Origin of the sequence: Sphingobacterium sp. UBA5996 (genome assembly GCF_002429765.1) — a bacterium.
Taxonomy (GTDB): domain Bacteria; phylum Bacteroidota; class Bacteroidia; order Sphingobacteriales; family Sphingobacteriaceae; genus Sphingobacterium.
The window spans coordinates 342,795-357,007 of the sequence record NZ_DJAS01000021.1 but is presented as its reverse complement, the minus strand read 5'-3'; the positions used below and the strand labels follow the sequence as shown (position 1 = coordinate 357,007).

At 40.1% G+C, this 14,213-nt stretch carries 8 protein-coding genes; 5 read left to right on the top strand and 3 right to left on the bottom strand.

What is annotated here, in order from left to right; all coding sequences use genetic code 11:
• The first annotated feature begins 5 nt into the window (after nucleotides 1-5).
• The 3 genes from B3E00_RS16405 (at nucleotide 6) to B3E00_RS16395 (ending at nucleotide 3,514) form a co-directional block, all read left to right on the top strand.
• Entirely contained in the window at nucleotides 6-1,430 is a 1,425-nt protein-coding gene (locus B3E00_RS16405; RefSeq protein WP_293881122.1) for an APC family permease, read from the top strand.
• On the top strand, nucleotides 1,417-3,204 hold the full coding sequence (locus B3E00_RS16400) for a DPP IV N-terminal domain-containing protein (protein ID WP_293939332.1): 1,788 nt from the start codon (nucleotides 1,417-1,419) through the stop codon (nucleotides 3,202-3,204). The genes B3E00_RS16405 and B3E00_RS16400 overlap by 14 nt, the downstream gene beginning before the upstream one ends.
• Nucleotides 3,197-3,514 carry a prolyl oligopeptidase family serine peptidase gene (locus tag B3E00_RS16395; RefSeq protein WP_293939331.1) on the top strand — a complete coding sequence of 106 codons (318 nt, stop codon included), beginning with the start codon at nucleotides 3,197-3,199 and terminating at the stop codon, nucleotides 3,512-3,514. The genes B3E00_RS16400 and B3E00_RS16395 overlap by 8 nt, the downstream gene beginning before the upstream one ends.
• Nucleotides 3,515-3,644: 130 nt before the next feature.
• Here B3E00_RS16395 and B3E00_RS16390 read toward each other — a convergent pair whose 3' ends face one another.
• The 3 genes from B3E00_RS16390 to B3E00_RS16380 all read right to left on the bottom strand — a co-directional run bounded on the left by B3E00_RS16390 (nucleotide 3,645) and on the right by B3E00_RS16380 (nucleotide 8,983).
• On the bottom strand, nucleotides 3,645-5,318 hold the full coding sequence (locus tag B3E00_RS16390; RefSeq protein ID WP_293888219.1) for a M1 family metallopeptidase: 1,674 nt from the start codon (nucleotides 5,316-5,318) through the stop codon (nucleotides 3,645-3,647).
• A gap of 21 nt (nucleotides 5,319-5,339) precedes the next feature.
• Nucleotides 5,340-7,514, bottom strand: a complete 2,175-nt coding sequence (locus B3E00_RS16385) for a S9 family peptidase (RefSeq protein WP_293881116.1) — start codon at nucleotides 7,512-7,514, stop codon at nucleotides 5,340-5,342.
• An 80-nt stretch (nucleotides 7,515-7,594) separates the two neighbouring features.
• Nucleotides 7,595-8,983 carry an aminopeptidase P family protein gene (locus B3E00_RS16380; RefSeq protein ID WP_293888223.1) on the bottom strand — a complete coding sequence of 463 codons (1,389 nt, stop codon included), beginning with the start codon at nucleotides 8,981-8,983 and terminating at the stop codon, nucleotides 7,595-7,597.
• A 505-nt stretch (nucleotides 8,984-9,488) separates the two neighbouring features.
• On the opposite strand from B3E00_RS16380, the gene B3E00_RS16375 reads away from it, so the two are divergent.
• Nucleotides 9,489-10,373 (top strand): AraC family transcriptional regulator, encoded by an 885-nt coding sequence (locus B3E00_RS16375; protein ID WP_293888225.1) that lies wholly within the window; start codon nucleotides 9,489-9,491, stop codon nucleotides 10,371-10,373.
• A 590-nt stretch (nucleotides 10,374-10,963) separates the two neighbouring features.
• Entirely contained in the window at nucleotides 10,964-14,203 is a 3,240-nt protein-coding gene (locus tag B3E00_RS16370; RefSeq protein WP_293888227.1) for a SusC/RagA family TonB-linked outer membrane protein, read from the top strand.
• Nucleotides 14,204-14,213: the final 10 nt, after the last annotated feature.

Here is a 14,213-nt window from a genome sequence, read left to right as displayed (position 1 = left end):
TTTTTATGAGTGAGTCTAAACAAACTTTTCAAAAGTCGCTCGGGTTACTGGATGCCACTATGCTGGTCGTTGGGAGTATGATCGGTTCGGGGATTTTTATTGTATCAGCCGATATTGCACGTAACACCGGTTCCGCGGGCTGGATGATGGTGGTATGGTTGATATGCGGTTTTATGACATTGACTGCAGCCTTGAGTTATGGCGAATTAAGTGCGATGTTTCCAAAGGCAGGAGGGCAGTACATCTATCTTCGGGAGGCCTATGGACCCGTATTGAGTTTTGTATTTGGATGGACCTTTTTTGCAGTTATACAAACCGCGACTATAGCCGCTGTGGGGGTTGCTTTTGCAAAATTTACAGCCTATCTCTTCCCTTTTATGGATGAAGATGTTTATTTGCTTGAATGGTCTGATTATCGGGTATCAGCAGCGCAGCTATTGGCGATTGCCATCATCGTTGTGCTGACCTATATTAATTCAAGGGGCGTGAATAGCGGAAAGCGTGTACAAACCTCCATCACATTAATCAAGATCGGGAGTCTGTTGCTCTTACTGCTCTTTGGCTTCCTCGCATTGAAACATGAAGTTTGGTCTTGGAACTGGGACAATATATCACTTTGGTCGATGCGCCGCTTAAATACGGATGGAACGTACACATCTTATGATGGATTTTCAGCAATGGGGGCTTTTTCTGCGGCTATGGTCGGTGCCCTTTTCAGTAGCGATTCGTGGCACTCCTCTTCCGCAGTAGCTGGTGAAATTAAGAATCCACAGCGTAATATTGGTTTGAGTTTAGCATTAGGTACTTTACTCGTTACCGTAATTTATCTCCTGACTAATCTGATGTACACCGGCATATTGCCCTTAGAAGAAATGGTCAATGCGCCAAAAGATCGTGTAGCCATGAGTGTAGCCCAAGAGGTTTTTGGTCCTTTTGGGATTACTATTATAGCCATAATGATCATGATTAGCACCTTTGGCTGTAATAATGGAATTATTCTGGCAGGAGCGAGGGTGTATTATTCGATGGCGAAAGATGGTTTGTTTTTTAAAAGGGCGGGTAAGCTCAATGCGCATGCGGTACCTGCATGGGCCCTCTGGATACAATGTCTTGCTGCATCAATATGGTGCTTAAGTGGTAAATATGGTGATCTATTGGATATGATTACCTGTGTGGTCGTTATATTTTATGTGCTTGCGATTGCGGGCATTATTCGTCTCCGCATTACACGGCCAGATTTGAACAGGCCTTATAAAGCATTTGGCTATCCTTTTCTTCCCATACTTTATATTCTGATGGGACTTGCTTTTATCGGCCTAATGGTAATTTTCAAGCCAAATTATACCTGGCCGGGTATTATAATCGCATTATTGGGTATTCCTATCTATTATTTAATCAATCCTAAACGAAGAAAGCATGAAATTTCTTAGTACAGCGGTTTTGTTGTTGTCTGCACAGTTTCTGTTTGGTCAAGGAACTTTGGCAGACTATACACGTGCACAAAACTTAAAAAAACAATTGACCAACAAAATTGACAATCTGCCGGGCCAGTTTTATTGGAGTGAAAAGGGTGACCTGTTTTGGTATGATCGAAATACGGTGCAGGGGAAAGAGTATATGCTGGTCAATCCCCAGGCAAAAACAAAAGAACAGCTGTTTGATCTGACGAAGGTATTTTCGTTAGTGGAAGAAAAACTAGGACGAAAAGTTGAAAGCCGTTTTATTTCCAATGAACAGATAAAACTGATGGATCAGGATCAAGTGTCGCTCGATATTGCGGGCTATTTATGGATCTGGAACCGTCGTTCTTCGCAATTGAGCCAAGGGGCGGCAAGTGGAAGTAGAGATCGAAATACGCGGTATTGGGGTCAGCGTGAACAGGGAAATGCCTACAGGGAAGTCGAATCTCCAGACAAAGTGCATGTCGCATTTATTCGCAATAACAATGTATTCCTGGCAAAAAAGGGAAGTGTAAACGAGGCGCGACAAATTACGTTTGATGGCAATCCGGCAAATTATTATAGCAATGATATTCAATGGGCGCCAGATAGCCGTAAGCTCGCTACAGTAAAAACTCAAAAAATAGAGATCAGACAACTGACGCTAATCGAATCATCCCCTAAAGATCAGCTGCAGCCCAAAATTCAGACACGCGATTACGTTAAGCCCGGAGATGAGCTGGCACAGAAACTACCCATCTTATATGATCTTGAAAAAGACCGGCTGTCCGTGTTTGATGCCGCGCTCATACCGAATCAATTTTCCCTTTCGGATCTAGCTTGGCGCGATGATAGCAGAGCATTTACCTTTGAGTATAACAAACGGGGGCATCAAGTTTATGGCCTTATGCAGATGGATGCGAACAGCGGTACATCCAGTTATTTGATCCGTGAACAGAATAAGACATTTATTGATTATAGCGGCAAGAAATTTAGAGAAGATATATCCGACGGCAAGGAAATCGTATGGGCCTCTGAGCGGGATGGATGGAACCACTTGTATCTGTATGATGGAATTACCGGAAAAGTAAAGAACCAGATAACCAAAGGAAACTGGGTTGTTCGGAAAGTTGTGCATGTTGACGCTGATAAACGAACAGTTATTTTTGAAGGCAGCGGTATGAATGCCGGAGAGGATCCTTATTTGATCCACTACTATACCATCGGTTTGGATGGCAAGGGCTTAAAACTGCTGACCGAAGAAAATGCGAATCATCAAGCTTTTTTCAATAAAGACTATTCGCAATTTATCGATACATATTCCCGGGTTGATCAGCCGCCAATTTCAGTATTGCGCGACAAAGATGGTCATCTTATCATGGAACTGGAGAAAACAAACAGTAGTTTGCTAGAAACTGTTGGATGGCGTGCACCGGAGGTTTTTAAAGCCAAGGGGCGTGATGGCGCAACAGATATCTGGGGGATTATTATTCGACCGACGAATTTTGATCCCGCTAAAAGCTATCCTGTCATCGAATACATTTATGCGGGACCGCATAGTTCTTTTGTGCCCAAATCATTCTACAGCAACCCGAGTGGGATGTACGAACTCGCTGAATTGGGCTTTATTGTGGTACAGATCGACGGGATGGGTACGTCAAACCGTTCAAAAGCATTCCATGATGTCTGTTGGAAAAATCTGAAAGATGCGGGCTTTGCGGATCGAATTGCCTGGATGCAGGCTGCTTCAAANNCGAATGGATAAAATATGGTGGAACGAGCAATGGATGGGTTGGCCAGTAGGTCCTGAATATTCGGCGAGCTCCAATATTGAAAATGCAGCTAAGCTGGAAGGAAATCTTTTATTGATTGTTGGGGAGCTGGACGATAATGTGGATCCCTCTTCCACCTTCCAATTAGTTGATGCCTTAATCAAAGCGCGTAAGAATCATGATTTTATCATGGTGCCTGGAATGGGGCATTCTTCTGGAGGAGATTATGGTGAACGAAAAAGAAGAGACTATTTTGTAAAGCACCTTCTTGGCGTAGATCCGCCCGCCTGGAATCAGTATTGATTCTTTCGATGTGACACAGCGCAGTCAATTTGTCTTTAACAAATTAATACGTTGAATGAGACAGCCCCCAGGAAGCACTAAACTTCTGGGGGCTGTTTAATTTGCGATGTTTTTAACGTTGTCGCCGTCTCTATTCCACCAATAGTCCGACATAATAATTGAACGTATCAACATCGATATTCTCTTTGGTCAATCCCTTTATTGTAATTGGTCTAAAATGCTGGTCCAATTGGATAAGTTCCCTTTTTTGACCTTTTAGTCCAATATGTATCGGCATATGAAAGCCTTTGACTTCACTGATCCAGCGGCCCAAGACTCTCCCTGAAGGATCTTGTTTGATTTCCAGTGTAGGAATGGCGGTATGCTGTACATACTGTTCAAATACTTTTAACAGGTCTAATCCAGACTGCTGGCTTACATAGTTGACAATATCATGATAATCGACTTGCTGATGATAAAACTTACTGTTTAATCCCCGTAGGATATTCCGCCACTTTTCATCATTGTCAATCATCGTACGGATCATGTTGAGCATGACGCCACCTTTGGGATACATATCCCCAGAACCTTCTTTATTGACATGGTAGGGACCCTGGATAGGGTTATCATTTTGGATTCCACTTCGGATACCATGGGCATAAGCCTGACTGGCTTCTTTGCCATAGAAATAGTCGATAAATAAGCCTTCGGAATAATTGGTGAAGCTTTCATGGATCCACATATCGGCCAAGTCGGCTGACGTAATATTGTTTCCGAACCATTCGTGCCCAGATTCGTGGACGACAATAAAATCCCATTTATGTCCCCATCCGGTTTCCGAAGCATCCCTGCCACGATAGCCATTTTGATAATGGTTTCCGTAGGCGATTGCACTTTGGTGTTCCATTCCTGTGTGATAGGTTTCAACAAGTTTATAACCATCTTCATAGAATGGATATGGGCCAAACCAATGTTCAAAAGCTTCTAAAGTCTGGTTAGCATTTTTTTGAAGATGGGCTTTTTTTTCTGCCGTATCGTTTTCGCGCAAAATATAGTAGTCTATATCCAATGGCCCTTTTTCCCCTTTATATTTTTCCTTAAAATGCACGTAGTCGCCGATGTTGATGGCGACATTGTAGTTGTTGATTGGATTGGCAACTTTCCAGTGGTATTTGGTGTAACCATCCTTCATCTTTTCAACCTTAACCAAACGTCCATTGGATACATTCATCACCTCTTTTGGGACAGCGATGGAAATCAGCATACTATCCACTTCATCGGATTGATGGTCTTTATTTGGCCACCAAACGCTCGCACCCATACCCTGGCAGGCTGTGGCCACCCAGGGTTTGCCGTTACTATCTTTCTTCCAGTCAAAGCCGCCGTCCCAGGGAGCTTTAACCGCTTCTGTAGGATTGCCTTCGTAATAAACCGTAAATTCTTCCTGCGCTCCTTTCTTGATAGCCGTTGGAAATTCGACAAAGACAGCATTATGTTCTCGAGTAAAGGAAAGTTTCTTTCCTTTGTAAACGACTTTGTCTACTTTAAGATTTGCAAAAAGATCAAATTGCAGGCGATTAAAATCAGTCTTGGCCTTGAAACGGAAAAGATTTGAACCCGAAATAAATTTATTGTCTATGTCTACCTTCACATCCAAATGATAATATTGGATATCGTAGCAGGTTCGCAGCGGTGACAGATATCCGCGCAGTGAATCAGCCCTGGTAAATTCATTTTTTTCTTTCATCAGCTGCGCTGCTGATTGTTGTATACCTGCGGTCAGTAGACTGCAGGTTCCCAATGCATATAATAGTATTTTTTTCATTGTAAATAATGGCTATTCGATCTATCTTCCTCCCGGAGGACAATGTAACCTGAGATAGTTTGTAAATAATGTTCTTAAATGCTCATGTGTACCCTGTCCCTCACTAATCGAATGGCTACGGTTGGGGTAGGACATCAACTGGAACTGCACGTTATTTTTAACCAATTCATTGATGAGGACTTCAGCATTTTGATAATGCACATTGTCATCCCCGGTTCCATGGATATAGAGTAAATTACCTTTGATATTTTTTGCATATTTCAGTGGAGAACCGTTTTCAAAGTCGGCAAGATTTTCTTGGGGAAGACCCATGTAGCGTTCTTGGTATACATTGTCGTAAAGTAACTGATTCGCTACTGCTGCAATGGCGATACCTGTTTTATAGATTTGAGGATATTGTCCCAGTAGGTTAAGTGTGCTTGATCCGCCACCGCTCCATCCCCAAACTGCAGTACGAGAGCTGTCTACAAAAGACCATTTCAGTATTTCTTGAGCTGCTAGGGCCTGGTCGCGGATGTTGAGCTGACCGATGTTCCGATAGATGCTTTTCCGCCACAAGCTGCCTTTAGGAGCAGGAGTTCCACGATTATCCAAAGAAATGTAAATGTAGCCGTCCTGTGCCATATTCCCTTTATATAGACTGTTGTAACCCGCACTAAAGTTGTCTATTACCGTCTGTGATGCAGGTTCGCCATAGACCATAAATACGACTGGATATTTTTTGTTGGGGTCGAAATCCAAGGGTTTTACCATCCATCCGTCCAATTCGACACCGTCGGTTGTTTTTACCTTAAAAAACTCAGCAATACCATCATTGGCCTTCTTCTCGCGTTTAAATTCAAAATCTACAAGCGTTTTATGTGTAGGTAATTCGATAACGGCATTGTGTTTTAATGTTGCCCGGTTACTAAAGCTGAAGATTGCTAGCTTACCGTCTTTTGAAATATCATAATCGCAGGTTCCTTCGTATGACGCCGGTGTTAGTCTCTTAGGAACGCCGCCTTTCGTAGATACACTATACAGATATTTTTGCGTTGCATTATTTGGAGAAGCGGTAAAATAAATAGTTTCATTTTTCGTGTCGAAAAAGTCGATATTGATCAGATCATAATCTGCTTTCATAACCAGTTTCTCATTGCCTGCGAGATCAATCTGGTAAATTTTGCGCCAGCCGTCCTTTTCAGACACCCAGATGAAGGCCTTTCCGCCTTGAACCCAGTCCCATCCAGAAGGATCGTTGTTGTTCCATCGTGATTTGATATCAATCCACGAGTCACTTTGCTCCTGATGTATGTTTTGCGCTTTATTGTCGGAGAGGGCGACAGTATAGATCTTGCTCTCATTTTGTTTTCTATTGAGCTGCTCTACGATGACCTGTTTGCTATCAAGACACCATTCCATGCGGGGAATATAGTGTTGGATGGGATCTCCCGGAATATTCAGCATCGTACTTTTTCCCGTGGCGATTTCATAGGTCCATATCGAACAGGCACTCGGTGGCTGTCCAACTTTAGGATACTCCACAGGGATGGTATAGGAATAGAGGCTATCCGTATTGTTGATCATCAAAAAATTACGGATGTTGCGGGCATCAAGCTTCCAATAAGCAATAGAAGTACCGTCCGGAGACCAGCGGAAACCATCTTTGCAGCCAAATTCTTCCTCGTATACCCAGTCGAAAGTACCGTTGATTAGACGGTCTGTTCCATCTTTCGTAACGGCAACGATGCGGCCATTCGCAAGATCTTCCACGTAAACATTATGATCGGCTTTATTGACGTAAGCTACTTTATCTGCTTGCGGGTTAAACTTCGCAAACATCAGTTGCGAAGCCGGGAATTGTTTGCCTAGCTGCTGTAACTGACTGGACTTTTTATTATAGACCCAATAATCACCTCTTGTATTCTCGCGCCAGACTCTCTTGCTATTGGTATACAGTAAAATAAGCTCCTTGTTTTTGGAAATCGAAAAATTCTCAACCTTTAGTGCTGTTGTTGTCCCTTTTGGAATAAGCGATTGCTGTGAAAGAAAGATGGATCTCATCCCATTTTTAGGGTTGACCATTTCTATTCCCTTATCAGAAAATTCATAATACTGATCACCTTGATCTGTCCATAGTCGTTGCGCAAAAATGGAGGCTGGAACCTGAAAAATCAGTATTAAAATAATAAAGATCGACTGTTTAATGCTGTTCATTTGTTTATCTATTTGAGCGTTGGCCCTAAAGTGATCAAAGTTCACTTTTCGGGTTTATTGCTATGTTCGTTATCTGTTTTTTAATTAATTGGGTTGTCTTTAAGCTGATATATTTCGTGTATTTCACGTTCAAGATATTTCCCTAAACGGCGATATCCATCTTTTTCAATAAGATAATTGTCTTCGATACGAACCCCTCCGAAATTGAGGTGCTTTTTTAAGAAATCATAATTAATAAAGTCCTTGTGTAAATTTTGCTGTTCCCAAAGCTGCGTTAATTCAGGGATAATATAGATTCCAGGCTCAACAGTTAGTACATTGCCAGCTTCTAGTTCCTTCCCTAGTCGGAGTGATTTGATACCGAAAGTCTTGGTATCTTTTGGCTCAGCTTCGGTATAGCCTACATATTGTTCACCAAGATCTTCCATATCATGGACATCAAGACCGAGCATGTGCCCGAGTCCACATTGAAAGAAAAGTGCATGCGCGTGATTCATGACCGCATCTTGCGCGTTACCTTTCATAAATCCTGTTTGTATTAGTCCGTCTACAAGCGCTTCACAGGCTTTTAAATGTATTTCTTTAAAACGTATTCCGGATGTCAGCAGCTGTTCAGCAGATTTAAAAGCATGTAGAACAATCTGATAAATTTCTTCTTGCAACGCTGTAAATCGTTTTCCTACGGGAAATGTTCTGGTTAGATCAGAAGCATATCCCATAGCGGTTTCCACGCCCGAATCATTAAGGAGAATATCACCTTCACAAAGTTGGTGAAATTGCATATGGTTATGCAGGATTTCACCCCGTTTTGTAACTATCGGAGGATAGGAGAATGGGGTTCCCTGATCTTGCGCAAAATGTTGCATAGCATTGCTGATCTGATATTCATAACAACCAGGTTTTGTCATTCGCATAGCTATGCGATGCATATCAACAGCGATATCTACCGCCTTTTCTAGTTCCGCGATCTCCTCTTCCGATTTGACGCTTCGTTGAGCAACCACGGCTTTAATTAAAGCGACCGAGGGTTCTAACTGACTTACAGAACGGCCAGTTATTTGTTGAAGTAATAATTTGTTGTGCGATTGATAAGGCGGAAGGTAGTGAATTTCTGCTTGCGTTTTCTTGTTAAGATAGTCGAAGAGTTGATTGAAAGGAAGTACCGCACTTATACCCGAAAGTTCTGCCTTTTCCGCTAAAGTTTGCTGCTGACCCATCCATACAATATCGTCGATCGTCATTTCGTCACCAAATAGTATAGTCTCATTTTTTTCAATATCCAATACAGCAGCCAAACCTGGACTTTTTATTCCTATGTAATATAAAAAGCTGCTGTCTTGACGAAATGGATAGGTGTTGTGCTCAAAATTAATCGGGTTTTCAATGTTGCCTAACAAAAGAATTTTGCCAGAACTGAGCGATGATAAAAGCTTATTTCGGCGATGAAGATATATTTCTTTTTTGAACATAAATTTTGGAAATTTTAGAATGTAATGCTTTTTATTTTGTTAAAGCCATAGATTTTTTGTTATATTTTGTTTTGCAATTGGCTTGCCCCTTAGATGTACATTGTCTAACACGAATATCGTAAAATTTAAGCGCTTCAAAACGATTTATTTAAGAGGTTTATCTTTGATAGTGCAATTTTTGCTGTTGTTACAAACGAATAAGATTCATTTTTATACACTATGAAGAATCGAAAACGAAATTTAATAAAGTTCTATCTTTCTGTTGAATTATAATTATCACAATTTATCAAAGTCTAATTGTATTTTAACCCATTTTTTTAATATTAAAGCGTTTTTAATACCAATTATACCTTTCCTTAGAAGAATTGTTAAAGGATTATTAAATATTGTCGGATTCTAAACATATTTTAGTATTGTAATTTTATGAACAAACTAAATAGATTGTTGTTGCTTTGGAGTTGTTATATTTATGTTAACTAAACAGTAACATAAACTAAACATACCTATGAAAACGCTCCAATTTAATGTTCCTACCATGCGAGGCCAGAGCCTTACTATTCAAGAAGATGTTTTGGAAAATTTCTACCCCCATTTTCATCGACATCAAGAAGCTCAATTAATGTGGATAAAAAAAGGCAAAGGAGTTTTGATTGTTGAAGATACCTTACACCCCTTTAAGGAAAATGATATTTTCTTTTTGGGGGCAAACCAACCGCATGTGTTTAAATCGGCCTCTCAGGACGGTTTTTCAAATGAATCTCGCTCTGTTTCCATTTTTTTCGATCCAAACGGAAAGCTTAAATCTCTGTTTTCCCTGGACGAATTTGAATCGCTGAATCAATTTATCTATAGTAACTCCAGAGGATTTAAAGTTCCCGAGACTTATTTTGACCAGATATCACAAAGGGTTTGTCAGTTGAAATCTGCGGATCAGATGGACAAGTTGATGCATTTTTTTTATCTATTGAGAACGCTAGCAAATATTTCTAGGGGCGCCGATGCGCTTTGTAACGAGCGCGTGGAAGTAGGCTTGGAAACAATACATGGATCAAATCGTATTAATTTTATCTGCAACTATATCAGGGAACACTATAGAGACGAACTGACGTTGGAAGAAGTTGCTGATCACGCCAATCTTACGCCACAAGCTTTTTGTCGCTATTTTAAAAAGCATTGCGGGGTTACTTTTGTGACTTATCTTAATCGCATAAGAGTCAAAGAAGTATGTAATCAGTTAAACGAAGACCACTTGGACAGTGTTTCTTTTATTGCCTACAACTGTGGCTTCAATAGCATTACCAACTTTAATCGCGTATTTAAACAAATCGTCGGCTGCAATCCAAAAGAGTATGTGCAGCAGTACAAACAAACGCTCTATTCTGTGATCTAATGCTAATCGGGAATACAGTATGAAGGATACTTTAAGCCATTAAATATTCTTTTATTGGCTCGCTGTGATTATATAGCTATTAAAATTCAGCGGTAATAAAATCTCGTTAAATTGTAATGTTAAAATTCTTTTTAATGAGATTTTTGCTTTTATATTTATCTGTCTTTTTCCCTAAAGAAACGGATATAGCTTACCAAATCCGATAGTAGAACCTATTCTTCATCCCTATTTTTTTTGAGGAAAAAAAATCATCTTTTTTTTTCATTATCAAAAAAAACACATCAATCATTTTTTTTATTGGTTTTTTTGAAAAATAAGGTGTTAAATAGATGTTATGTCGATGCGTTGATTGATTTTTTGCTTTTTTGGTAGTTTTTTTTAATCAAAAAAGGGTATTTAGTGTGTTTTGACGTATTTTTCTTGAGGAATATAGGTGGTGTGAAGTTTTTCTGCTGCTATTATGTTGTTTATTTAACACTTTAGGTTAAAAATCGGGTATTAATGATCAAAATTCGGTTATCAATGCAAGCTAAGTACCCCTAACTTAGTTGTTATAAAAACACTAAAAACTAACATCTGAAACTAAACTTATGAACAGAAAAAGCATTGCTATGCTAGCCGCTACCGTTTTGGTAAGCTCGGCGGTATATGCGCAAACAGTTTTAAAAGGGAAGGTGGTCGACCAAGACGGAAAGCCTATACCCGGAGTTACACTGACACTGAGGGATGGAACAGCGACACAAACAGGGCAAAACGGCGAGTTTACGATCAACTACAAGCAGGCAGGGACTTTAAGCGTTTCGGCTATCGGTTATGGTCGTAAGGAAGTGAACTTAACCAATCAGAGTACAATTCAGATTACATTACGATCTGATGAACGGAGCTTGGATGAGGTGATCGTGACAGCGATGGGAATTAGCAGAGATAAAAAATCGCTAGGATACGCAATTCAAGAAGTAAAAGCCAAAGACTTGACCGACGCTGGGCAATTGAGTGTAACGAGTTCTTTATCGGGAAAAGTTGCGGGGGTGCAAGTCAATCAATTTGGGGGAGCAGTAGGGGCATCTGCGCGGATTTCGTTGAGAGGAAACTCTTCTCTGCAGGCAGATCAACAGCCGTTGATTGTTGTGGATGGAGTTCCTATTAGCAATAATACACAACGTTCGGGAGACAATACCTATGGAGGAGTTGATTATGGATCTGGTTTAAATGATATCAACCCGGAGGATATTGAAGATATTCGCATTTTAAAAGGTGGTTCAGCTGCATTATATGGTATGCGTGCAGGAAGAGGAGTTATTGAAATCACGACAAAATCTGGTAAAAAGGCAAAAAACGGAGTGAGTTTGGCCTACGACGGAAACTTTACCGTGGATCAAGTTGCGACCTTGCCAAAATTCCAAAACTTATATGGCCAGGGATCACGAGGAGACGAGTATCATTATAATCTGAATGGAAAAGGATTGACTTATCAGCAGTATGCGGAACAAAAATCTTTTAATTATGTCGATGGTACGGGTGAATCAGATGAAGGTGTAAATGATGGTTTTGATGAATCGTGGGGACCTCGTTTGGATATAGGCTTGAATCTGCGGCAATTTGATAGCCCTGTGGTAAATGGGGTTAGACAAGCGACTCCTTGGATTTCACATAAAGACAATGTGCGAGATTTTTTTCAATTGGGACATTCGCAAAATCATAATCTCTCATTAATATCAAAAGGGGATAAGTCTTCTACTAGAGCGGCATTATCCTATAGAAATCAAACTGGAACTGTACCTAACACGGATCAGACTAAGTACTCCATGCAACTCAATAATTTTTATCAATTATCAGATAAAATATCCTATGATGTGATGGCTAACTATTCGAGGACACAAAGTGATAATTTGATTATGCAAGGGTATGACGGCGCCAATCCGATCAATGGTTTTATTTGGTTTGGTCGACAGGTAAATATGCAAAGTTTAAAAGACAATTGGGATCAGAAGGATGCCGCTGGTAATTATGACTTTTACAACTGGAATTCATCTTATCACGTGAATCCGTATTTCACAATGAACAAGACAACAAATTCATTGAATAAAAATCGCGTTTTTGGAAAGTCGTCCTTATATTACCAACCCTATACGTTCTTAAAATTTGAGGGACGCGTAGGGTTGGATTATTACAATTCGAAGATGTTTCAATCAAATTATTTCAATTATGATAATCCAAACGGAAGTTTTCGAGATCTTAAAACAAATAATACAGAGTTGAATTTAGATTTTATTGCTACGTTTAATAAACAACTCGGTGATTTCAATTTACTTGCAAGCGCGGGTGCAAATTATAGAGATGCACAGAATGAAAACAGTACTGTGGGTGCAGACGCCTTAACTGTGCCAGGGATTTATACGATTTCTAATCGGGTAGGAGATGCGGTCAACTTAATGGACCATAGTCATATTCGATCGAATTCTATTTATGGTTTGGCTTCAATAGGCTGGAAAGATCAGATATACGTAGATGTGACGGCAAGAAATGATTGGTCGTCTACGATAACTAAGTCTTTTTTCTATCCATCTTTCAACCTAAGTTGGCTTCCTACAACGACTTTTGAAGGTCTGAAAGGAGATATACTTTCCTTTTGGAAGTTGCGCTTCAACTTAGCTGAAATTGGCAATGCAACCTCAGCGTACAGAAATAAACGATATTATTACGCGCAAAACAGCTCATTTAATGGGGTTGCTCAAATCTATAAGGGTATGACTTATCCAAATCCTGATTTAGAGCCAGAAAGTATACGTACTTGGGAAGTCGGTACCGAAATTGGCTTATTTAAGGACCGTTTACACGCTGACTTTACTTATTATCACAAAAATGCAAAAAAACAAATCCTACCGGTGACAACCTCTAATGTTGTCGGATTTAGTAGTATGGTTTTGAATGCAGGGAATATTGAAAGTAAGGGGGTGGAAATCCAGTTACGTGGTGATATCTTAAAAAGTGAGACAGGAGTAAATTGGACGGCATCGTTCAATTTTGCAAAAGATAAAAATAAGATATTAGAATTGTACCCTCAATTAAATTTGGATACCTACCAAATTGGTTGGACATGGGGAATTGCCAATATGGCTAAGGTGGGTGAATCGTGGGGAGCATTAGTTGGCCCTGGGTATAATCGTGTCGAGGATGGTCCAATGAAAGGTGCTATTAAAGTTACCGAAGAAGGATTTGTAGATAACACAAAATCTACTCAGGTTATTGGACATGTTACGCCCAACTATTTGATGAGTTTAAGAAATGAATTTAAATATAAGGATTTTACAGTTGGTTTCATGTTAGACTTTAGAAAGGGTGGGGATATTTGGTCACAAACGATGAATCATGCTTATGCTTCGGGAATTGCAGCTATCACTGCTGAGAATGGCGTTCGTGAGCGTACTATTATTGCAGGGAAAGATGTTATGAAAAACGAACGATTCGTTATGCCCGACGGGAAAGGAGGTTGGGTAGAAAATACTATTGCTGTAAATACACAAGATTGGTATGAATCAGGAGGAATAGCGGAAATGTATGTATTTGACGGGTCTTTCTTGAAATTGCGTGAAGGATATATTACTTATACAATCCCGCAGCATGTTTATGGTAAGATTAAGGGGATCAAACGTGCGAATGTGTCATTGATAGGATCCAATCTAGCATTATTATGGGTGGATAAATCAAATACAATGCGGATTGATCCAGAAACTAGCGGTGTATCAAGTGATAGTAGAGGTGTTGGTTTTGAGCAAGCATCAGTGCCAAGTTCGCGCAGTATAGGATTAAAACTAGGTATTACTTTTTAATTAGACTTCA